Here is a 20,362-nt window from a genome sequence, read left to right on the forward strand (position 1 = left end):
ATGCGCCTGAATAGCATCAAGCCCGGTGAGGGTTCGAAGAAGGAAGCGCGCCGAGTCGGCCGTGGCATCGGCAGCGGCCTGGGCAAGACCTGCGGCCGCGGCCACAAGGGTCAGAAGTCCCGCGCCGGTGGCTTTCACAAGGTCGGCTTCGAGGGCGGTCAGATGCCGCTGCAGCGCCGTCTGCCGAAGCGTGGATTCGTGTCGCTGACGCGAGCCCGCAACGTCGAGGTACGCCTGTCCGAGCTCGACAAGCTGCCGGTCGATGAAGTCGATCTGCTGACGCTGAAACAGGCCGGGGTTATCGCCGCCGACGCGCTGTCGGCGAAGGTCGTGCTGTCCGGTTCGATCAGCCGCAAGGTGGTTCTGCGCGGCGTCGGCGCCACCCAGGGTGCGAAGGCGGCGATCGAAGCCGCTGGCGGCTCCGTGGCGGCCGAGTAACAAAAGGAAACGGTTGTGGCGAATCCTGCTGCCACGCTGGGAAGCCCCGGACGGTTCGGTGATCTCAAGCGACGCCTGCTGTTCCTGGTGGGCGCGCTGATCGTTTATCGGATTGGTGCGCATATCCCGGTTCCGGGAATCGACCCGCAGGGGCTGGCCGAGCTGTTCCAGTCCCAGCAGGGTGGCATCCTGGGCGTGTTCAACCTGTTCTCGGGCGGTGCGCTGTCGCGCTTCACCATCTTTGCGCTGGGCATCATGCCCTACATCTCTGCGTCCATCATCATGCAGTTGATGACCGTGGCGGTGCCTTCGCTGGAGGCGCTAAAGAAGGAAGGCGAGGCGGGGCGACGCAAGATCACGCAATACACACGCTATGGAACCCTTGTGCTCGCGCTTGCGCAGGCGCTGGGGATCGCGATCGCGCTGGAAGGACAGGCTGGCCTGGTGCTCGAGCCGGGACTGATGTTCCGCTTCGTGACGGTGGCGACCTTGGTGACCGGGACGATGTTCCTGATGTGGCTGGGTGAGCAGATCACCGAGCGAGGCATCGGCAACGGCATCTCGATGATCATCTTCGCAGGCATCATTGCCGGCTTGCCGGCTGCGATCGGTGGCTTGTTCGAACTGGTGCGGACCGGTGCCATGCATCCCTTCACCGCGCTCTTCATCTGCATCCTCGTGGTGCTGGTGACGGCTTTCGTCGTGTTCGTCGAGCGTGGCCAACGCAAGATCCTGGTGAACTACGCGAAGCGGCAAGTCGGGAACAAGGTGTATGGGGGGCAAAGCTCGCATCTGCCGTTGAAGTTGAACATGTCGGGCGTGATCCCGCCGATCTTTGCATCGAGCATCATCCTGTTTCCGGCGACGCTGGGGCAGTGGTTCGGTTCCTCGGAGGGCATGTACTGGTTGCGCGACATCGCATCCACACTGTCTCCCGGTCAGCCGATCTATGTGATGTTGTATGCGGTGGCGATCGTGTTCTTCTGCTTCTTCTACACGGCGCTGGTGTTCAATGCCCGCGAAACGGCGGACAACCTGAAGAAGAGCGGGGCCTTTGTGCCCGGGATCCGTCCCGGCGACCAAACCGCGCGCTATATCGACAAGATTCTCATGCGGCTGACGCTGGCCGGGGCGATCTACATCACCCTCGTCTGCCTGCTGCCGGAGTTCCTGATCCTGAAGTGGAACGTACCGTTCTATTTCGGCGGCACCTCGCTGCTGATCCTCGTGGTGGTCACGATGGACTTCATGGCCCAGGTCCAGGCGTTCGTGATGTCGCACCAATACGAGAGTCTGCTGAAAAAGGCGAATTTCAAGGGGGCGGGTCTGCCCGGCAGGTGAGCGCATGACGAAGGAAGATGTCATCGAGATGCAAGGTGAGGTCACTGAGAACCTTCCCAATGCAACGTTCCGCGTCAGGCTCGAAAACGGTCACATGGTCCTTGGACACATCTCCGGAAAGATGCGGATGCACTACATCCGGATCCTCCCCGGGGACAAGGTGACCGTGCAGCTCACCCCCTATGACCTGACCAAGGGCCGGATCGTTTTCCGGACCAAGTGAAGCTTAAAGAAACAGGAGCAAGACCATGAGAGTCCAGGCCTCAGTCAAGCGGCTCTGCCGCAACTGCAAGATCATCCGCCGCAAGGGTGTGGTTCGCGTCATTTGCAGCGATCCGCGGCACAAGCAACGCCAGGGTTGATCTACTCGACCGCAGGCATTAGAATTTAACGTTTTTCGTTTCGGGGTATACGGATGGCCCGTATTGCTGGGGTAAACATTCCCAATCACAAGCATGCCGAGATCGCGCTGACCGCCATCTATGGGATCGGCCGTTCGCGTGCTCAGAAGATTTGCGACGCTGCCGGCATCGTTCGCTCGGTGAAGATCAAGGATCTCACCGAGTCCGACATGGAGAAGCTGCGTGATGAAGTCGCGCGCTTCGTGGTCGAAGGCGACCTGCGTCGTGAAGTCACGATGAACATCAAGCGACTGATGGACCTGGGCTGCTACCGCGGCGTCCGTCACCGTCGTGGCCTGCCGCTTCGCGGTCAGCGCACCCGCACCAATGCCCGTACCCGCAAGGGTCCGCGCAAGCCGATCGCCGGCAAGAAGTAATAGGATCCGATAATGGCTAAGACTGGAACCAAGGTTCGCAAGAAGGTCAAGAAGAACGTCGCCGAAGGTATCGCGCACGTTCACGCGAGCTTCAACAACACCATCATCACCATCACCGACCGCCAAGGCAACGCCCTGTCGTGGGCGACTTCGGGTGGCGCCGGCTTCAAGGGTTCGCGCAAGAGCACGCCGTTTGCCGCGCAGGTTGCGGCCGAAGCTGCGGGCAAGGTGGCGCAGGAATGTGGCATCAAGAATCTCGAGGTTCGCATCAAGGGCCCCGGCCCGGGCCGCGAATCCTCGGTTCGTGCGCTCAATGCGCTGGGGATCAAGATTTCCAGCATCACGGACATCACCCCCATTCCGCACAACGGCTGCCGTCCGCCGAAAAAGCGCCGTATCTGACAAGGAGTTGATAAGTGGCTCGTAATCTCGATCCCAAGTGCCGTCAGTGCCGTCGCGAAGGCGAAAAGCTGTTTCTGAAGGGCGAAAAGTGCTTTACCGACAAGTGCTCCATCGAGCGTCGCGCCTACGCGCCCGGCCAGCATGGCCAGCGCTCCGGCCAGCGCCTGTCGGGCTACGGCGTCCAGCTGCGTGAGAAGCAGAAGATCCGCCGCATCTACGGCGTGCTCGAGCGCCAGTTCCGCAAGGTGTATGCCGAAGCCGACCGCCGCCGCGGCCAGACCGGCGAGAATCTTCTGCAGCTGCTCGAAGGTCGCCTGGATGCCGTCGCGTATCGCATGGGCTTCGGTGCCTCGCGTGCAGAGGCGCGCCAGGTGGTGCGTCACAACGGCGTGCTGGTCAATGGCAAGCGCGTCAACATTCCGTCGTATGTGGTTCGTCCGGGCGACGTGGTGGAGCTGACTGAGCGTGCGCGTGGTCATCTGCGCGTCAAGGCCGCCCTCGAGGCCGCCGAGTCGCGTGGCTTCCCCGAGTGGCTCGAGGTGGACGCGAAGGCCGGCAAGGGCACGTTCAAGGCCTATCCGGTGCGCAGCGAACTGCCCCCGACGATCAACGAAGGCCTGGTCGTGGAACTGTACTCCCGCTGAGCGGGGGGCTGATCCTCTTCTAGTTCCGAGGAAATGCTGATGCAAAGCAATGCACTGCTGAAACCGCGCATCATCGACGTCCAGAGCACCTCGCCCGTTCAGGCGCGGGTGACGATGGAGCCGTTCGAGCGCGGTTTCGGTCACACGCTGGGGAATGCGCTTCGGCGCATCCTCCTGTCGTCGCTTCCCGGCCATGCGCCGACCGAAGTGACGATCGAAGGGGTGCTTCACGAGTACTCCACGCTCGACGGCGTCCGCGAGGACATCGTCGATCTGCTGCTCAACCTGAAGGGCGTGGTGTTCAAGCTCAACGGGCGCAGCGAGGTCACCGTCCGTCTCGCCAAGGCAGGCGAGGGTGTGGTGACTGCGGCCGACATCGAGGTCGGTCACGACGTCGAGATCATCAATCCCGACCACGTGATCGCCCACCTCGCGCCGGGCGGCAAGCTCGACATGCAGATCAAGGTCGAGGAAGGCCGCGGCTACGTGCCGGGCAATTCGCGTCCCGAGAACGCGGAGAGCAAGTCCATCGGTCGCGTCGTGCTCGATGCCTCCTTCGGTCCCGTGCGTCGCGTCAGCTACCTTGTCGAGAGCGCTCGCGTCGAGCAGCGTACCGACCTGGATCGCCTGATCATCGACATCGAGACCAACGGTGCGGTCGACCCGGAAGAGGCGATTCGCTACGCCGCCCGGGTTCTCATGGACCAGCTTTCCGTGTTCGCCGACCTCGAGGGGACGGCACCGGAGCGCGTCGAGGCGGCTTCGCCGACCATCGACCCGGTGCTGCTGCGCCCGGTCGACGATCTGGAGCTCACGGTGCGCTCGGCCAACTGCCTGAAGGCCGAGAACATCTACTACATCGGCGACCTGATCCAGCGTACCGAGACCGAGCTGCTGAAGACCCCGAACCTGGGCCGCAAGTCGCTCAACGAGATCAAGGAAGTGTTGGCCTCCCGCGGGCTGACGCTTGGCATGAAACTGGAAAACTGGCCGCCGGCCGGGCTTGAAAAGCTCGGTTGAGTCGCCGGGCAAGTGAGGAATTGAAATGCGTCACCGTAATGGTCTTCGCAAGCTGAACCGTACCAGCAGCCACCGCCAGGCGATGTTCCGCAACATGGCCAACTCGCTGCTGCGTCATGAGCTGATCAAGACGACCCTTCCGAAGGCGAAGGAACTTCGCCGCGTGGTCGAGCCGATGATCACCCTGGGCAAGAAGCCCAGCCTCTCCAACCGCCGCCTGGCCTTCAACCGCCTGCGCGATCGCGACATGGTCGTCAAGCTCTTCGACGAGCTGGGTCCGCGCTACGCCACCCGCAACGGCGGCTACCTGCGCATCCTGAAGTGTGGTTTCCGCGATGGCGACAACGCCCCGATGGCCTACGTCGAGTTGCTCGACCGTCCGGACGTGGAAGCGGTGGAAGTCGAGGAAGCCGAGGCCGCGTGAAACGCGCGACTCGTACGAAGAACCGGGCTCAGGCCCGGTTTTTTTTCGCCTGTGCGTGCTAGGGTCGAGCGCAGCGCGCCCGCGGGCGGACAGGACAGGAGGATGGAACGATGGCAGTGACCTTGGTGACCGGCGGTGCGGGCTACATCGGCTCGCATACCTGCGTCGAGTTGCTCGGCGCCGGGCAGGACGTGGTGGTGGTGGACGACCTCTCCAACGCGTCCTTCGAGGCGGTGCGGCGGATCGAAGAGCTCGGAGGCAAGCCGCTGACCGGCTTCGTGGAGGGCGACGTGCGGGACCATGGCGTGCTCGCGCGGGTCTTCGGCGAGCACGAGGTGGCGGCGGTGATCCACTTTGCCGCCAAGAAGGCCGTGGGCGAGTCGGTGTCCCAACCGCTGGCCTATTACGACAACAACCTGCATGGACTGCTGTCGGTGCTGCAGGCCATGGACGCAGCGGGATGCCGGCGCATGGTGTTCAGTTCGTCGGCGACGGTGTATGGCGACCCGGCCTCGGTGCCGATCCGCGAGGATTTCCCGACTACGGCGACCAATCCTTACGGCTGGACCAAGCTCATGGGCGAGCAGATCCTGCGTGATCTCGCCGCCTCGGATCCACGCTGGAACGTGGTGCTGCTGCGTTACTTCAACCCTGTCGGGGCACACGCGAGCGGTCGGATCGGCGAGGATCCCGACGGCCTGCCCAACAACCTGATGCCTTTCGTCAGTCAGGTCGCGGTCGGCCGCCTGCCGCGCTTGCGCGTTTTCGGCGACGACTACGCGACGCCGGACGGAACCGGGGTGCGCGACTACATCCACGTGGTCGACCTGGCGCTCGGCCATTTGCGCGCGCTCGAGCGCATCGACGAACTCCCCGGCGTGACGACGCTCAACCTCGGCACCGGGCGCGGCTACAGCGTGCTGGAGATGGTGCGCGCCTTCGAGGCGGCGAGCGGGCGACCGGTCCCCTACGACATCGTCGCGCGCCGTCCGGGCGATATCGCCGCGTGCTGGGCGGACCCTGCGCGCGCCGAGCAGGTGCTCGGCTGGAAGGCGCAACGAGACCTGCAGGCGATGTGCGTGGATGCGTGGCGCTGGCAGAGCGGCAACCCGCAGGGCTACGAAGCCGGTTGAGTAACTCGCGGCGCACCGCTCGGGCGCCGCAAAGGGGCGCGGAAGCCCGGTGGGGTGGATCGGCCGGGGCTCAGCCCCCGAGCACCCTGCGCAGGTGCAGGCCGGTATGACTCGCCGGATGCGCGGCGACCTCTTCGGGCGTGCCGCAGCACACCACCATGCCGCCACCGCCGCCGCCCTCCGGGCCCATGTCGATCAGCCAGTCGGCGGTCTTGATCACGTCGAGATTGTGCTCGATCACGATGATCGTGTTGCCGTGCGCGCGCAAGCGCTGCAGCACTGCGATCAGCATCTCGATATCCTGGAAATGCAGGCCGGTGGTCGGCTCGTCGAGGATGTACAGGGTGCGCCCGGTATCGCGGCGCGACAGCTCGAGCGCGAGCTTGACGCGCTGCGCCTCGCCGCCCGACAGGGTGGTGGCGCTCTGGCCGAGGCGGATGTAGCCCAGGCCGACGTCCATCAGCGTCTCCAGTTTGCGCGCCACGTTCGGCACCGCGGAGAAGAAACCCAGGGCCTGCTCGACGGTCATCCCCAGCACCTCGTCGATCGTCCGCCCCTTGTAGCGGATCTCGAGGGTCTCGCGGTTGTAGCGGCGACCGTGGCAGACGTCGCAGGGCACGTACATGTCGGGCAGGAAGTGCATCTCCACCCTGACCAGGCCGTCGCCCTGGCAGGCCTCGCAACGCCCGCCGCGCACGTTGAACGAGAAGCGCCCCGGACTGTAGCCGCGCGCGCGGGCCTCGGGCACGCCGGCGAAGAGCTCGCGGATCGGGGTCAGCAGGCCGGTGTAGGTCGCCGGGTTGGAGCGTGGGGTGCGCCCGATCGGCGACTGATCGACGTCGATCAGCTTGTCGAAGTGCTGCAGGCCCTCGATCGCATCGTGTGGCGCGGGCTCGGTGGCGGCACCGTTGAGCCGGTGGGCCGCGACGCGTGCCAGGGTGTCGTTGATCAGCGTCGACTTTCCCGAGCCCGACACCCCGGTGATGCAGGTGAGGAGCCCCACCGGCAGCGACACCTCCACCGTCTTCAGGTTGTTGCCGCGCGCGCCGACGATGCGCAGCTGGCGCTCCGGGTCGGGGCGCGTGCGCTGCGCCGGGATTGCAATGCTGCGCCGGCCGGAGAGGTAGTCGCCCGTGACCGAACGCGGTGAGGCGATGACCTCGTCCGGCGTGCCGTGCGCCACCACCTCGCCACCGTGCTCGCCCGCGCCCGGGCCCATGTCCACCAGATAGTCGGCGCTGCGCATGGCGTCCTCGTCGTGTTCGACCACGATCACCGTGTTGCCGAGGTCGCGCAGGCGCGCGAGCGTGGCCAGCAGGCGGTCGTTGTCGCGCTGGTGCAGGCCGATCGAAGGCTCGTCGAGCACGTACATCACCCCGGTCAGACCCGAGCCGATCTGGCTCGCCAGGCGGATGCGCTGCGCTTCGCCGCCCGAGAGGGTGTCGGCGGAGCGGTCGAGCGAGAGGTAGTCGAGGCCCACGTCGATCAGGAAGCCGAGGCGGTCGGCGATCTCGCGCACGATGCGCTCGGCCACCTGGGCGCGCGCGCCGGCGAGTTGCAGCGTGGCGAAGAAAGTGCGGCACTCGCCGAGCGGCATGTGGCCGACCTCGTGCAGCGCCCGCCCGCCGACGAGCACGTGGCGCGCCTCGCTGCGCAGGCGGGTGCCGTGGCAAGCGGGGCAGGGGCGGGTGGCGCGGTACTTCGACAGCTCCTCTCGCACCGCGACCGCGTCGGTCTCGCGCAGGCGGCGCTCCAGGTTGGGGAGGATGCCCTCGAAGGGATGCTCCTTGAGCACCATGCGGCCGTTGTCGGCCATGTAGCGAAAGGCGATCTTCGTCCGCCCCGATCCATCGAGCACGATCTCGCGCACGCGCGCCGGCAGATCCTGCCAGGGCGTCTCGATGTCGAAGGCGTAGTGCGCCGCGAGGCTCGCCAGCATCTGGAAATAGAACTGGTTGCGCCGGTCCCAGCCGCGGATCGCGCCCGAGGCCAGCGACAGCTCGGGATGGACCACGACGCGTGCGGGATCGAAGAACTCGACCTCGCCCAGCCCGTCGCACTTCGGGCAGGCGCCCGCCGGGTTGTTGAAGGAGAACAGGCGCGGCTCGAGCTCGGCGAGCGCGAAGGCGCACACCGGGCAGGCGAAGCGCGCGGAGAACAGGTGTGCGCGACCCGAGTCCATCTCCACCGCGAGCGCGCGCCCGTCGGCGTGGGTCAGCGCGGTCTCGAAGGACTCCGCGAGGCGGCCGCGCAGATCGGTGCGCACCTTGACGCGGTCGATCACGACCTCGACGTCGTGGCGGCGCCCCTTCTCGAGCGGGGGCAGGGCGTCGAGCTCCATCACCTCGCCGTCGACGCGCACGCGCACGAAACCCTGCGCGCGCAGATCGGCGAACAGGTCGCCCTGCTCGCCCTTGCGCCCGGCCACCACCGGGGCGAGGATCATCAGCTTCGTGTCCTCGGGCAGTGCCAGCACGTGGTCCACCATCTGCGCCACGCTCTGCGCCTCGAGCGCGTGCTGCGGATGGTCGGGGCAGTGCGGCGTGCCGGCACGCGCGTAGAGCAGGCGCAGGTAATCGTGGATCTCGGTGACCGTGCCGACGGTGGAGCGCGGGTTGTGGCTGGTCGCCTTCTGCTCGATCGCGATCGCCGGCGACAAGCCCTCGATCAGATCGACGTCGGGCTTTTCCATCAGCTGCAGGAACTGGCGGGCGTAGGCCGACAGCGACTCGACGTAGCGGCGCTGGCCCTCGGCGTAGAGGGTGTCGAAGGCGAGCGAGGACTTGCCCGAGCCCGACAGGCCGGTGATCACGGTCAGCCGGTTGCGCGGCAGGTCGAGGCTGACGTTCCTGAGGTTGTGGGTGCGGGCACCGCGGATGCGGATCTGGTCCATGGCTGCGAGCAGGGAAAGGCGAACTGCCCAATATACGCCGGGAAGCCGCCGCAAGGCCAAGGCGGTCCGCGCAGCGCGGGGCGGGATGGTAGAATCGCGGTCTTTCTCGAAGCCGGTTCCTCCGTATGTCCGTTCCCGCACGCGACCCCATGACGCGCGAAGAACGCCGCGCCGGCATGGGCCTGGCGGCGATCTTCGCGCTGCGCATGCTCGGCCTGTTCCTGATCCTGCCGGTGTTCGCGGTGCACGCCGCCACCATCCCCGGGGGCGGCGACCTCACCTTGGTGGGCCTGGCGATCGGCGCCTACGGCCTCACCCAGGCCTGCCTGCAGATCGCCTACGGCGCCGCCTCCGACCGCTTCGGCCGCAAGCCGGTGATCGTCTTCGGCCTGGTGCTGTTCGTGCTCGGCAGCGTGGTCGCGGCGCTCGCCGACGGCATCCACATGATCATCGTCGGCCGCGTGCTGCAGGGTGCGGGGGCGATCTCCGCCGCGGTCACCGCGCTCGCCGCCGACCTCACCCGCGACCAGCACCGCACCAAGGTCATGGCGATGATCGGCTCCTCGATCGGCCTGGTGTTCGCGCTCTCGATGGTGGCGGCACCGCTGCTCTACGCCGCCGTCGGCATGGATGGCATCTTCTGGCTCACCGCCGTGCTTGCCGCGGGTGCGATCGGGGTTCTGCTGTGGGCGGTGCCGGTCGCTCCGCCGGTGCCGCGCGCCACCGGCCGGCTCATCGACGTGCTGCGCGACGGCCAGCTCATGCGGCTCAACTTCGGCGTGTTCGCGCTCCACCTCATCCAGACCACGATGTGGGTGATGGTGCCCTCGGCCCTGGTCTCCGGCGGCGGCCTGCCGGTGCCCGAGCACTGGAAGGTCTACCTGCCGGCGGTGCTGCTGTCCTTCGTGGTCATGGTGCCGGCGGTGATCGTCGCCGAGCGCCACGACAAGCTCAAGCCGGTGTTCAATGCCGCCATCGTCCTGCTCGCCGTCGTGCAGATCGGGCTGTGGCTTTTCGGTGACGGATTGATACCATTGGCATTGTTGCTGACGCTCTTCTTTATCTCCTTCAACGTGCTCGAGGCCACCCAACCGTCGTGGATCTCGCGTATCGCGCCGCCCGGCTCCAAGGGCACGGCGCTGGGCGTCTACAACACCCTGCAGTCGATCGGCTTGTTCCTCGGCGGCGTGCTCGGCGGCTGGCTGGGGCAGACCTTCGGCCCGGCCGCGGTGAGCCTGTCGTGCGCGGCGCTCGCGCTGCTCTGGCTCGCACTGGCGAGCACGATGAATCCCCCGCCGCTGCGCGCGGCTCCGGCCGGCGCGCCGCGCTGAGCCCGGCTTCACCATACTCACCGCCGGCACGCCCGACGCGGCCGGCAAACGCATGCAAAGGAGATCCGGATGGCATCCGTCAATAAAGTGATCCTGATCGGCAACCTCGGCGCCGATCCGGAAAGCCGCTTCGCCCCCTCCGGCGACGCGATCTGCAACATCCGCCTGGCCACCACCGAGACCTGGCGGGACAAGAACACCGGCGAGCGCCGCGAGGCCACCGAATGGCACCGCGTCGCCTTCTTCGGCAAGCTCGCCGAGATCGCCGGCCAGTACCTGCGCAAGGGCAGCCAGGTGTACATCGAGGGCAGCCTGCGCACGCGCAAGTGGCAGGACCAGAGCGGCCAGGACCGCTACACCACCGAGATCCGCGCCGACGAGATGAAGATGCTCGGCCGCCGCGAAGGCGGCGATGCGCCGATGCGCGGCGGCGAGGGCGGTGGTTGGGATGCCGGCGCCCAATCCGCGCCGGTCCGCCAGCCCGCAGCCCCCGCGCAGCGCACGCAGCCGCAGTCGGCGCCGCCGCAGCAGTCGGGCGGCTTCGGCGACTTCGACGACGACATTCCGTTCTGACGGATGCCTGGAGCGCGTCCTGCGCTCCGCCGACTGCCGGGCGGGCGACGCGACGCGTACGCTCGCCCGTTTCACATCGACAGGCGCGGCAGCGAACCGGCCATTCGGGAGGAACAATGAAGGACCTGATCCACTACGGCGACGGCGTGCATGCGATCGACTCCGGCTACGGCCGGCCGCAGCTCGCCGCCATCCACGTGATCGTGCAGGACGGGCGCGCCGCCATCGTCGATAGCGCGAGCAACGCCTCGGTGCCGCGCATCCTCGGTGCGCTCGCCGCGCTCGACATCGCCCCCGAGGCGGTGGACTGGGTGCTGCTGACCCACATCCACCTCGACCACGCCGGCGGTGCCGGCAGCCTGATGTGCGCGCTGCCGCAGGCGAGGCTGCTGGTGCATCCGCGCGGTCTGCGCCACATGATCGACCCGGGCAAGCTGTGGGAGGCCACCTGCGCGGTGTATGGCCCGGAGCGCGCCTTCGACCTGTATGGCCAGCTCGTGCCGGTGCCGGCCGAGCGCATCGTGCCGGCCACCGACGGCCTCGAAATCCATGTAGGCAGCCGCATGCTGCGGGTGTTCGACACCCCGGGCCACGCCCGCCACCACATCTGCATCTGGGACTCGGTCGCGCGTGCCTTCTTCACCGGCGACACCTTCGGCCTGTCTTACCGCGAACTCGACGTGGATGGCCGCGCCTTCGTGGTGCCGACCACCACGCCGACGCAGTTCGACCCCGAGGGCATGCACGCCTCGATCGATCGCATGCTGGCGATGCGGCCGCAGGCGATGTACCTGACGCACTACAGCCGCGTCGGTGAGGTCGATCGCCTCGGTGCCGACCTGCACCGCCTGATCGACACCATGCTCGCGGTGGCCGAGGCCGCGCGCGGCGACGGCGTCGCCCGTCACGTCGAGATCGTCGCCGGGCTGGAGCAGATCTTCCGCGAGGAGGCCGCGCGCCAGAACTGGGCGCTCGGCGAGGAGGAGACGCTCGAGCTGCTGCGCATGGACCTCGAGCTCAACGCCCAGGGCCTGGGGGTGTGGCTGGACAGCCGCCAGACTGGCGCCACCGGTGCCTGAGCCTGCCATGACTTCGGCCACGACCGACCGTGCGCGCCGGTTCGGCGGCATCGACCGTCTTTACGGCGAGGGCGCGGCCGCGCGCCTCGCGGGCGCGCACGCCTGCGTGATCGGCATCGGCGGCGTCGGCTCGTGGGCCGCCGAGGCGCTCGCGCGCAGCGGGGTGGGGCGGCTGACCCTGATCGACCTCGACCATGTCGCCGAATCCAACATCAACCGCCAGGCCCATGCGCTCGAGGACACCCTCGGCATGGCCAAGGTGAGCGCCATGGCGACGCGCATCGAAGGTATCGACCCGGCCTGCCGGGTGGACACGATCGAGGATTTCCTCACCCCGGAGAACGCCGCCGAGTTGCTGCACGGCTTCGATCTGGTGATCGATGCGATCGACAACGTGCGCGCCAAGGTCGCGATCGCGGTGACCTGCAGGGAGCGCCGCATCCCCTTGGTGATGGCGGGTGGGGCCGGCGGCAAGCGCGACCCCGCGCGCATCGGCATGGACGACCTCGCGCGTACGCTGCAGGATCCGCTTCTCGCCAAGGTGCGCGCTCGCCTGCGCAAGGAGCACGGCTTCCCACGCGACCCGAAGAAGAAATTCGGCATCGAGGCGGTGTTCTCCACCGAACCCTTGCACTTTCCCGCGGTCGATGCCTGCGACGCGGCCCATCCCGGCGCCGCGTCCGCCCCCCAGGGGCTGGCGTGCGCCGGCTACGGCTCGAGCATGGCGGTGACCGCCAGCGTCGGCCTGCTGTGTGCGGCGCGCGCACTCGAACACCTGCTGCGTCAGGCCGATGCGCCTGCGCGCGACGCTACCCCGGAGCCTTCTGCATGAACGCAGCCAATCCGTCCGCTTCCGCCATCGTCCTCTTCGGCCACGGCGCCCGCGACCCCGAGTGGGCCGGGCCGATGCGGCGCATCCGCGATGCGGCGCTCGCCCGCCCGGGGGCGCCGCGCGTCGAACTCGCCTTCCTCGAGTTCATGTCCCCGACCCTGCCCGAGGCGATCGCCGCGCTCGCCGCCGAGGGCGCGCACAAAGTGGCCGTGGTGCCGATCTTCCTTGCCCAGGGCGGCCACCTCAAGCGCGATCTGCCGGTGTTGCTGGAGGAGGCGCGCGCCGCCCACCCCGGCTGCGAGATCACCCTCGCGACCGCCGCGGGCGAGGCCGACCCGGTGGTCGCCGCGATGGCCGACTACGCGCTCGGCTGCCTGGGCTGAGGCCCGACCCGACGGCGCGCGCAATCCGCGGCGCTGCCGCGGTGTCGGCGGGATGGTGAGCCGCGTCGCTCCTGCCTGCAGTAGTGACGTCTCTCGCGGTTCTCGAGGGGTATTCCTTGACGGTCTTCAATATAAGAATATACTTATTCTTATGAAGCCGATCATGCTCCCCGTTCCTGCCCGTCTCCTGGCTGTCCTTGTCCTGAGCCTGTTGGCCGCCACTTCCGGCGGGGTGCGTGCGGAGCTTCCCACCGTCCGCGTCGAGGCACGCGCGGTCGTCCCCGCGATCGTCGCCGAGGCCACCATCGAGGCCGTGCGCCAGTCCACCCTGGCCGCGCAGATGCCCGGTCGCATCCTCGAGCTCTCCGTGGACGCCGGCGATCGCGTGCGCAGGGGCGCGGTGCTGGCGCGCATCGACCCGGCCGAGGTTGCCGCCGCCGTCGCCGCGGCCGATGCCGGCATTGCCCAGGCCGAGAGCGCGCTCGCCAACGCGCGCGCCGAATACCAGCGCGCGCGCAGCCTGGTCGAGCGCAAGTTCCTCAGCCAGTCGGCGCTCGACAACGCGCGCGCGCAGTTCCAGGCCGCCGAGGCCCAGGTGCGCGCCGCGCGCGCCCAGCGCGAGCAGGCCGCCACCGTGAAGGGCTACACCAGCGTGGTGTCGCCGCTCGACGGCCTCGTCGCCGCGCGCCACATCGAGCCCGGCGAGATGGCACAGCCCGGGCGTAACCTGCTCACCGTGTATGACCCCGCGCAGATGCGCGCCGTGGCCGATCTCGCCCCGCAGCGTCTCGCCGAGCTGGGTGCCGGCCCGCTGCGCGCCAGGGTCGAACTGCCCGCCAGCAGGCGCATCGTCGAGGCGGCCGCGGTCACGGTGCTGCCCGCCGCCGACGCGCGCACCCACACCGTGCGCGTGCGCGTGGACCTGCCGGCCGGCATCGAGGATGTGCTCCCCGGCAGCTTCGCGCGCGTGCATTTCCAGGGCACGGCCGCCGCTGCAAGCACCGCCGGGCCGACCGTGATCCCGGCTGCCGCCGTGCTGCGTCGCGGCGAGCTCACCGCCGTCTACGCCGCCGACGGGCAGGGCGGCTTCACGCTGCGCCAGATCCGTCTCGGCCGCGCGCTCCCCGGCGGCGAGTGGGTCGAGGTGCTCTCCGGTCTCGGCGGGGACGAGACCCTCGCCCTCGACCCGGTGCAGGCCGGCATCCAGGCCCGCGCGGCCGCGCGCTGAGCCGGAAGGCGACCATGGAAAAGTCCCTCGGCATCTCCGGCCGTATCGCGGCCGGTTTCCAGCGCAACGCGATCACCCCGCTGCTGGCGCTGGTGCTGCTGCTGGCCGGCATCTTCGCCACGCTGATCACACCCAAGGAAGAAGAGCCGCAGATCGACGTCACCATGGCCAACGTGCTGGTGCCCTTCCCGGGGGCCTCGGCACGCGACGTCGAGGCTTTGGTGGCACGGCCGGCCGAGCAGGTGTTGTCGCGCATGGCGGGCGTCGAGCATGTCTACACCGTGTCGCGCCCCGGCATGGCGGTGATCACCGTGCAGTTCGAGGTCGGCGTGCCCAACCAGACGGCACTGGTGCGGCTCTACGACACGGTGGACTCGCATGCCGACTGGCTGTCGCCGCAGCTCGGGGTCGGCCAGCCGCTGATCAAGCCCAAGGGCATCGACGACGTGCCCATCGTCAGCTTCACGCTGTGGACCGCCGATCCCGAACGTGCCGCCTTCTCGCTGCAGCAGGTCTCGCGTGCGATCGAGACCGAGCTCAAGCGCATCCCCGGCACCCGCGACGTCGCCACCATCGGCGGCCCGGGCCACGTGATCCGGGTGGACATGGACATCGAGCGCATGAACGCGCACGGCGTCACCGCGCAGGACCTGCGCGGCGCGCTGCAGCTCGCCAACGCCTCGCAGCCGGCGGGCAGCCTGGTCGCGGGCAACAAGGAAGTGCTGGTGCAGACCGGCACCTACCTCGAGTCCGCCGAGGACGTGCGCAACCTGGTCGTGGGCGTCTCCGAGCGCCGACCGGTCTTCCTGCGCGACGTCGCCGAGGTCGTCGACGGCCCCGACCAGCCCGCGCAGTACGTCTGGTTCGGCACCGGCGCCGCCGCCGCGGAGCGCGGCATCGATCAGCACGGCCTCTTCCCGGCGGTCACCCTGGCGCTGTCGAAGAAGCCCGGCGCCAACGCCGCCGACGTCGCCCAGGCGGCGATGCAGCGCCTGGAGAACCTGCGTGGCAGCCTCATCCCGGAAGGCGTGGAGCTCACCGTCACGCGCGATTACGGCAAGACCGCCAACGACAAGGCCAAGCAGCTCATCGGCAAGCTCGCCTTCGCCACCGCCGCGGTGGTGGCGCTGGTGTTCTTCGCGCTCGGCCGGCGCGAGGCGATCATCGTCGGCATCGCGGTGTCGCTCACGCTCGCGGCGACGCTGTTCGCCTCCTGGGCCTGGGGCTTCACGCTCAACCGGGTGTCGCTGTTCGCGCTCATCTTCTCGATCGGCATCCTGGTCGACGACGCCATCGTCGTGGTGGAGAACATCCACCGCTGGCACACCCTCGAGCCCGACACGGCGCTGTGGAAACTGATCCCCAGGGCGGTCGACGAGGTCGGCGGCCCTACCATCCTCGCCACCTTCACCGTGATTGCGGCGCTGCTGCCGATGGCCTTCGTGACCGGGCTGATGGGTCCCTACATGAGCCCCATCCCGATCAACGCCTCGATGGGCATGTTCATCTCGCTGGTGGTGGCCTTCGTGGTCACGCCCTGGCTGGCGCAGAAGATGCTGAAGAACGTCGACGCCCATCAGCACGGTGGCGAAGACCGGATGACGAAGCGGCTCGACGGCCTCTTCCGTCGCGTGATGACGCCGATGTTCGACCCCCGCCGCGGCGCTCGCAACCGCCTGATGCTGTGGCTGGCCGTGTTCGCGCTCATCGGCGCCTCGGTGGCGCTGCCGGTGGTGCAGCTCGTGGTCATGAAGATGCTGCCCTTCGACAACAAGAGCGAGTTCCAGGTCGTGCTCGACATGCCGGCCGGCACGCCGGTCGAGGACACGGCGCGCGTGTTGAACGAGATCGGCGCACATCTGGCCACCGTGCCCGAGGTCACCGACTGGCAGTCCTACGCCGGCAGCGCGGCGCCGATCAACTTCAACGGCCTTGTGCGCCAGTACTACCTGAGGAGCGCCCCCGAACAGGGCGACATCCAGGTGAACCTGGTCGACAAGACCGCGCGCGAGCGCCAGAGCCACGAGATCGCGGTGTCGGTGCGCGACGCCGTCACCGCGATCGCCCTCCGCAACGGCGGCAACGCCAAGGTGGTGGAGGTGCCGCCCGGGCCGCCGGTGCTGTCGCCGATCGTGGCCGAGATCTACGGTCCGGATTACGACGGCCAGGTGGCGGTTGCGAAGCGGGTTCGTGCCGCCTTCGAAGACACCCCCGACATCGTCGGCGTGGACGACACGGTGGACGAGGACGCGCCCAAGCTCGTGCTGCGCGTCGACCAGGCCAAGGCCGCGCGCATGGGCGTGGCGCAGGCCGACATCGTCGAGGTCGTACGCCTCGGCCTCTCCGGCGAGAACGTCACCCCGGTGCATGGCGGCGACAACAAGTACGAGATCCCGGTGCGCATCCAGCTGCCGGCGGTGCGCCAGTCCGACCTCGCCGACCTGCTCGCCATGCAGGTGCGCGCGCGCGGCGGCGACAACGCCGGCCAGCGGGTGAAGATCTCCGAGCTGGTGCAGGTGGCCGAGACGCGCCGCGAGCAGATCCTCTACCGCAAGGACCTGCTGCCGGTGGTGTACGTGACCGGCGACATGGGTGGCAAGCTGGATTCGCCGCTGTACGGCATGTTCGACATCCGCTCGCGCGTGAACGGCATGGCGCTCGAAGGTACCCGGGGGCTTGCCGGCACGCTCGGCGAGTGGTTCATTCGCCAGCCCGTCGACCCCTACGCCGGCTATCAGTTGAAGTGGGACGGCGAGTGGCAGATCACCTACGAGACCTTCCGCGACATGGGCGCGGCCTACGCCGTGGGCCTGGTGCTGATCTACCTGCTGGTGGTGGCGCAGTTCCGCAGCTACCTGGTGCCGCTGATCATCATGGCGCCGATCCCGCTCACCATCGTCGGCGTGATGCCCGGTCATGCGCTGCTCGGCGCGCAATTCACCGCCACATCGATGATCGGCATGATCGCGCTCGCCGGCATCATCGTGCGCAACTCGATCCTGCTGGTGGATTTCGTCAATCAGCAGGTGCGAGGGGTGGATGGCAAGCCGGGGATGGAATTCGGCGAGGCGCTGATCCGCGCCGCCGCGGTGCGCGCCAAGCCGATCGGACTCACCGCGCTGGCGGCGATGATCGGCGCGGTGTTCATCCTCGACGACCCGATCTTCAACGGGCTGGCGATCAGCCTGATCTTCGGCATCTTCGTGTCCACCGCGCTCACCCTGGTGGTGATCCCGGTGCTCTACTACGCGGCCATGCGTGGCCGCATCGCAAGCTTCGAGAACCCCGAGGAGAATCCCGCATGACCACCAATGAATACGTGCGCGCCTTCGCCGGCGCCTTCGTCCTGGCCTCGCTGGCCTTCGGCGTCGAGGCCTCGCCGCTCTTCGTCAGCAAGCACTTCCTGTGGGTGACCGGCTTCGTCGGCCTCAACCTCTTCCAGAGCGCCTTCACCGGCATCTGTCCGCTGGTCAACATCCTGCACAAACTGGGCGTGAAGGACGGCCCCGCGAGCTGCAACTGAGTGTTCAGCTACGCCGCAGCAGCATCCAGCCGGCGAACAGCACGGTCGCGGTGAAGCTCACCAGCGACCAGTTCGCGATCGAGAGACCGAGGAAAGTCCATTCGATCACGGTGCAGTCTCCCGCGCCGCGGAAGATCATCGGCAGGGCCTGCGCGAGCGGGAAGCTCTCGAGCATGAACTCCAGCCCCGGGCCGCACTCCGGGATCAGCGGCGGGTTGAGCTGCATCCAGCTCTGACGCGCAGCGATCATGCCACCGGTGAGCGCGGCCGCTCCGATCAGCACCGCGTAGATGCGCTCACCGCCGCGTCCAGGTGCATGCAGACCGGCGATCAGCGCGATCAGCGCGGCGGTCGCGAAGGCGTAGCGCTGCATGATGCACATCGGGCAGGGCTCCAGGCCCAGGCCGTGCTGCAGGTAGAGGCCGAAGCCGAGCAGCCCGGTGGCGACCAGGAACAGGGCGAGGTAGAGCACCCGCGCAGGCAGGTTCAGGATGCGGTGTAGCAGGGTCATCGTATTCGATCTTCCGGGAAAGGGCGCCATTGTAGGCGAGCAGGCGAGCGGCGTCCGCGCTCTCGGACCCGTGCATGCTTGCGGTGTTCCCCGTGGGCGGCGGAGGTCGGGGGCCGCCGTGCATTCCGTGGGAGCGAGGCAAGCCCGCTTCGCGAGGCTGTGCAAGCCCGGGGCCCTCTCACCCGCGCTGATCGCCGCCCAGCGCCGCCTGCAGCATGTCCAGGAAAGCCCGCGTCTTCGCCGGCATCAGCCGCCGGCCCGGGAACACCGCCCAGGCGGCGATCGAGGGCGGGCGCCAGTCGGGCAGCACCCGGCGCAGCTCGCCGCGCTGCACGTGGGGCGCGGCGAAATACTCGGGCACGGTGGTGATGCCCGCAGCCGCGCAGGCGAAGCGGATCAGCAGCTCGGGGGAGTTCGCCGTGATCGAGCCCGGCGGCACGCCTTCCCAGCGCTGATCGCCGCACAGCAGGGTCCAGCGGATCGCGTCGCCGGTGCGCGCGAGCAGGCGCAGCGCGCGATGGCGGTGGAGGTCGTCCGGCGCCTGCGGCTCGCCGTGCTCGGCGAGATAGGCGGGTGCGGCATACAGCCCCCACGGAAACACCGCCAGCCGGCGCGCGGCGAGCAGCGCGTCGTCCGGCAGGTCGCCGAGGCGGATCGCGAGGTCGAAGTTCTCGCCGAGCAGGTCCACCCGGCGTGGCGACAGGTCGAGCTCCAGCGTCACCGCGGGATGCAGCGCGGCGAAGGCGGCGAGCATGTCGGTGAGCAGCAGGTTGGCGAAGTCGCTCGGCATCGACACCCGCAGCCGCCCGCTCGGGCGCGCCTGGCGGCTCTCGGCGAGCGCCGCGACCGCCTCGACCTCGCTCTCGAGCTGGCGTGCGTGGTCGAGCAGGGCGGCGCCGAACTCGGTGATGTTGAGACGACGGGTGGTGCGCAGCAGCAGGCGCTCGCCGAGCTGCTCCTCCAGCCGCGACAGCCGACGCGAGACGGTGGACTTGGGCAGGCCGAGCTTGTCGGCCGCGGCGGTCAGGCTGCCCTCGGCCACCACGCGGGCGAAGACGAGCAGGTCGTTAGGGTCGATTTGTTCCATATAGGGAACAATCATGTGCGTCGAACGGGCTTAATGCAATCCCCGGCATCCAATACACTGCAATCCATCCCATCCCCAAGCCAGAGGACAAGCACATGAACATCCTGCAGATCAACGGTAGCGCCCGTTCCCAAGCCGGTAACTCCACCCGCCTCGCCAGCGAAGTTGTCGCCCGCCTGGTCGCCGCTGAGCCGGCCGCCCGTGTGGTGGTGCGCGACCTCGCCCGCGACCCTGCGCCGGCGATCGACGAGGCCGCGCTCGGCGCCCTGTTCACCCCGGCCGAGCAGCGCAGCCCCGAGCAGGCGGTGCGCGTGGCGCAGAGCGACGCGCTGGTCGCCGAGGTACAGGCGGCCGACGTGCTTGTGCTGGGCGTGCCGATGTACAACTTCGGCATCTCCACCCAGCTCAAGAACTGGATCGACGCGATCGCTCGCGCCGGCGTCACCTTCCGCTACACCGAGAACGGTCCCGAGGGCCTGCTCAAGGGCAAGAAGGCTTATGTCACCTTTGCGCGCGGTGGGCGCTACCGCGGCACCGCGGCCGACACCCAGACGCCTTACCTGAAGACCCTGCTCGGTTTTCTCGGCATCACCGACGTGCATTTCATCTACGCCGAAGGCCTGAACATGGGTGAAGAGGCCACGAAGCAGGGCTTCGCCGAGGCCGCGGCGGACATCGCCGCCGCGCTCGCCTGAGCCCTTGCGGCACGAGCCTCGCGACCGCCGCCGGCGTCGCGAGGCCC

Annotated in this window: 22 protein-coding genes; 19 read left to right on the forward strand and 3 right to left on the reverse strand. The window is 68.4% G+C overall.

Going from position 1 to position 20,362, the window contains the following annotated elements; all coding sequences use genetic code 11:
* The 10 genes from rplO (at window position 1) to galE (ending at window position 6,180) form a co-directional block, all read left to right on the forward strand.
* Window positions 1-438, forward strand: a complete 438-nt coding sequence (gene rplO / locus C665_RS01670) for a 50S ribosomal protein L15 (protein ID WP_004298455.1) — start codon at window positions 1-3, stop codon at window positions 436-438.
* 15 nt (window positions 439-453) lie between these two features.
* On the forward strand, window positions 454-1,779 hold the full coding sequence (gene secY / locus C665_RS01675; protein ID WP_004298456.1) for a preprotein translocase subunit SecY: 1,326 nt from the start codon (window positions 454-456) through the stop codon (window positions 1,777-1,779).
* A 4-nt stretch (window positions 1,780-1,783) separates the two neighbouring features.
* Entirely contained in the window at window positions 1,784-2,002 is a 219-nt protein-coding gene (gene infA, locus C665_RS01680) for a translation initiation factor IF-1 (protein ID WP_004298457.1), read from the forward strand.
* Window positions 2,003-2,027: 25 nt separating this feature from the next.
* Window positions 2,028-2,141, forward strand: coding sequence for a 50S ribosomal protein L36 (gene rpmJ / locus C665_RS19950; protein ID WP_002931619.1), 114 nt, complete (start codon window positions 2,028-2,030; stop codon window positions 2,139-2,141).
* Between the two features lie 53 nt (window positions 2,142-2,194).
* On the forward strand, window positions 2,195-2,557 hold the full coding sequence (gene rpsM, locus C665_RS01685) for a 30S ribosomal protein S13 (protein ID WP_004298460.1): 363 nt from the start codon (window positions 2,195-2,197) through the stop codon (window positions 2,555-2,557).
* Window positions 2,558-2,569: 12 nt separating this feature from the next.
* Window positions 2,570-2,959: a 30S ribosomal protein S11 gene (gene rpsK, locus C665_RS01690; protein WP_002931621.1), complete on the forward strand. Its 390-nt coding sequence runs from the start codon at window positions 2,570-2,572 to the stop codon at window positions 2,957-2,959.
* A gap of 14 nt (window positions 2,960-2,973) precedes the next feature.
* Window positions 2,974-3,603, forward strand: coding sequence for a 30S ribosomal protein S4 (rpsD, locus tag C665_RS01695; protein ID WP_004298462.1), 630 nt, complete (start codon window positions 2,974-2,976; stop codon window positions 3,601-3,603).
* Between the two features lie 39 nt (window positions 3,604-3,642).
* Complete coding sequence (locus C665_RS01700; protein ID WP_004298464.1) at window positions 3,643-4,623, forward strand: DNA-directed RNA polymerase subunit alpha; 981 nt, start codon at window positions 3,643-3,645, stop codon at window positions 4,621-4,623.
* Window positions 4,624-4,648: 25 nt separating this feature from the next.
* Complete coding sequence (gene rplQ / locus C665_RS01705) at window positions 4,649-5,047, forward strand: 50S ribosomal protein L17 (RefSeq protein ID WP_004298465.1); 399 nt, start codon at window positions 4,649-4,651, stop codon at window positions 5,045-5,047.
* 110 nt (window positions 5,048-5,157) lie between these two features.
* A complete protein-coding gene (gene galE, locus C665_RS01710; RefSeq protein ID WP_004298467.1) occupies window positions 5,158-6,180 on the forward strand; it encodes a UDP-glucose 4-epimerase GalE in 1,023 nt (340 codons plus the stop codon).
* A 70-nt stretch (window positions 6,181-6,250) separates the two neighbouring features.
* Here galE and uvrA read toward each other — a convergent pair whose 3' ends face one another.
* Window positions 6,251-9,073, reverse strand: coding sequence for an excinuclease ABC subunit UvrA (gene uvrA / locus C665_RS01715; protein WP_004298470.1), 2,823 nt, complete (start codon window positions 9,071-9,073; stop codon window positions 6,251-6,253).
* Window positions 9,074-9,222: 149 nt separating this feature from the next.
* Here uvrA and C665_RS01720 point away from each other — a divergent pair, with 149 nt between their 5' ends.
* The 8 genes from C665_RS01720 to C665_RS01755 all read left to right on the forward strand — a co-directional run bounded on the left by C665_RS01720 (window position 9,223) and on the right by C665_RS01755 (window position 18,022).
* Window positions 9,223-10,404, forward strand: coding sequence for an MFS transporter (locus C665_RS01720; RefSeq protein WP_004298472.1), 1,182 nt, complete (start codon window positions 9,223-9,225; stop codon window positions 10,402-10,404).
* Window positions 10,405-10,473: 69 nt separating this feature from the next.
* Window positions 10,474-10,977, forward strand: a complete 504-nt coding sequence (gene ssb / locus C665_RS01725) for a single-stranded DNA-binding protein (RefSeq protein ID WP_004298473.1) — start codon at window positions 10,474-10,476, stop codon at window positions 10,975-10,977.
* A gap of 116 nt (window positions 10,978-11,093) precedes the next feature.
* Window positions 11,094-12,056, forward strand: a complete 963-nt coding sequence (locus C665_RS01730) for an MBL fold metallo-hydrolase (protein ID WP_004298475.1) — start codon at window positions 11,094-11,096, stop codon at window positions 12,054-12,056.
* A gap of 7 nt (window positions 12,057-12,063) precedes the next feature.
* Window positions 12,064-12,888 (forward strand): tRNA threonylcarbamoyladenosine dehydratase, encoded by an 825-nt coding sequence (locus tag C665_RS01735; RefSeq protein WP_004298477.1) that lies wholly within the window; start codon window positions 12,064-12,066, stop codon window positions 12,886-12,888.
* The gene (locus tag C665_RS01740) at window positions 12,885-13,271 is read left to right on the forward strand and encodes a sirohydrochlorin chelatase (protein ID WP_004298480.1); all 387 of its coding nucleotides are present in this window, start codon (window positions 12,885-12,887) and stop codon (window positions 13,269-13,271) included. Before C665_RS01735 ends, C665_RS01740 begins: the two co-directional genes overlap by 4 nt.
* Window positions 13,272-13,422: 151 nt before the next feature.
* Window positions 13,423-14,499: an efflux RND transporter periplasmic adaptor subunit gene (locus C665_RS01745; RefSeq protein WP_004298482.1), complete on the forward strand. Its 1,077-nt coding sequence runs from the start codon at window positions 13,423-13,425 to the stop codon at window positions 14,497-14,499.
* A gap of 14 nt (window positions 14,500-14,513) precedes the next feature.
* Entirely contained in the window at window positions 14,514-17,804 is a 3,291-nt protein-coding gene (locus C665_RS01750; protein ID WP_004298484.1) for an efflux RND transporter permease subunit, read from the forward strand.
* The gene (locus C665_RS01755; RefSeq protein ID WP_004298486.1) at window positions 17,801-18,022 is read left to right on the forward strand and encodes a YgaP family membrane protein; all 222 of its coding nucleotides are present in this window, start codon (window positions 17,801-17,803) and stop codon (window positions 18,020-18,022) included. The genes C665_RS01750 and C665_RS01755 overlap by 4 nt, the downstream gene beginning before the upstream one ends.
* Before the next feature lie 4 nt (window positions 18,023-18,026).
* Here the strand turns inward: C665_RS01755 and C665_RS01760 are convergent, their stop codons facing one another.
* Both C665_RS01760 and C665_RS01765 read right to left on the reverse strand, forming a co-directional pair.
* Window positions 18,027-18,533 (reverse strand): disulfide bond formation protein B, encoded by a 507-nt coding sequence (locus C665_RS01760; protein WP_004298488.1) that lies wholly within the window; start codon window positions 18,531-18,533, stop codon window positions 18,027-18,029.
* Window positions 18,534-18,711: 178 nt separating this feature from the next.
* Window positions 18,712-19,620, reverse strand: coding sequence for a LysR family transcriptional regulator (locus C665_RS01765; protein WP_004298490.1), 909 nt, complete (start codon window positions 19,618-19,620; stop codon window positions 18,712-18,714).
* A 95-nt stretch (window positions 19,621-19,715) separates the two neighbouring features.
* Between C665_RS01765 and C665_RS01770 the strand changes: the two genes are divergently transcribed.
* On the forward strand, window positions 19,716-20,315 hold the full coding sequence (locus tag C665_RS01770) for an FMN-dependent NADH-azoreductase (protein ID WP_004298492.1): 600 nt from the start codon (window positions 19,716-19,718) through the stop codon (window positions 20,313-20,315).
* The last annotated feature ends 47 nt before the right edge of the window (window positions 20,316-20,362 follow it).

The sequence above is a fragment of the Thauera aminoaromatica S2 genome (genome assembly GCF_000310185.1).
Lineage (GTDB): Bacteria > Pseudomonadota > Gammaproteobacteria > Burkholderiales > Rhodocyclaceae > Thauera > Thauera aminoaromatica.

Bases quoted from the DNA above. Each gene is read 5' to 3' on its own strand.
- C665_RS01700 (WP_004298464.1), top strand. From the start codon at position 3,643: ATGCAAAGCAATGCACTGCTGAAACCGCGCATCATCGACGTCCAGAGC.
- C665_RS01735 (WP_004298477.1), top strand. From the start codon at position 12,064: ATGACTTCGGCCACGACCGACCGTGCGCGCCGGTTCGGCGGCATCGAC.
- C665_RS01745 (WP_004298482.1), top strand. From the start codon at position 13,423: ATGAAGCCGATCATGCTCCCCGTTCCTGCCCGTCTCCTGGCTGTCCTT.
- rplQ (WP_004298465.1), top strand. From the start codon at position 4,649: ATGCGTCACCGTAATGGTCTTCGCAAGCTGAACCGTACCAGCAGCCAC.
- C665_RS01720 (WP_004298472.1), top strand. From the start codon at position 9,223: ATGACGCGCGAAGAACGCCGCGCCGGCATGGGCCTGGCGGCGATCTTC.
- uvrA (WP_004298470.1), bottom strand. From the start codon at position 9,073: ATGGACCAGATCCGCATCCGCGGTGCCCGCACCCACAACCTCAGGAAC.
- C665_RS01740 (WP_004298480.1), top strand. From the start codon at position 12,885: ATGAACGCAGCCAATCCGTCCGCTTCCGCCATCGTCCTCTTCGGCCAC.
- C665_RS01755 (WP_004298486.1), top strand. From the start codon at position 17,801: ATGACCACCAATGAATACGTGCGCGCCTTCGCCGGCGCCTTCGTCCTG.
- infA (WP_004298457.1), top strand. From the start codon at position 1,784: ATGACGAAGGAAGATGTCATCGAGATGCAAGGTGAGGTCACTGAGAAC.
- galE (WP_004298467.1), top strand. From the start codon at position 5,158: ATGGCAGTGACCTTGGTGACCGGCGGTGCGGGCTACATCGGCTCGCAT.
- C665_RS01730 (WP_004298475.1), top strand. From the start codon at position 11,094: ATGAAGGACCTGATCCACTACGGCGACGGCGTGCATGCGATCGACTCC.
- rplO (WP_004298455.1), top strand. From the start codon at position 1: ATGCGCCTGAATAGCATCAAGCCCGGTGAGGGTTCGAAGAAGGAAGCG.
- C665_RS01765 (WP_004298490.1), bottom strand. From the start codon at position 19,620: ATGGAACAAATCGACCCTAACGACCTGCTCGTCTTCGCCCGCGTGGTG.
- rpsK (WP_002931621.1), top strand. From the start codon at position 2,570: ATGGCTAAGACTGGAACCAAGGTTCGCAAGAAGGTCAAGAAGAACGTC.
- rpmJ (WP_002931619.1), top strand. From the start codon at position 2,028: ATGAGAGTCCAGGCCTCAGTCAAGCGGCTCTGCCGCAACTGCAAGATC.
- ssb (WP_004298473.1), top strand. From the start codon at position 10,474: ATGGCATCCGTCAATAAAGTGATCCTGATCGGCAACCTCGGCGCCGAT.
- C665_RS01750 (WP_004298484.1), top strand. From the start codon at position 14,514: ATGGAAAAGTCCCTCGGCATCTCCGGCCGTATCGCGGCCGGTTTCCAG.
- C665_RS01760 (WP_004298488.1), bottom strand. From the start codon at position 18,533: ATGACCCTGCTACACCGCATCCTGAACCTGCCTGCGCGGGTGCTCTAC.
- rpsM (WP_004298460.1), top strand. From the start codon at position 2,195: ATGGCCCGTATTGCTGGGGTAAACATTCCCAATCACAAGCATGCCGAG.
- C665_RS01770 (WP_004298492.1), top strand. From the start codon at position 19,716: ATGAACATCCTGCAGATCAACGGTAGCGCCCGTTCCCAAGCCGGTAAC.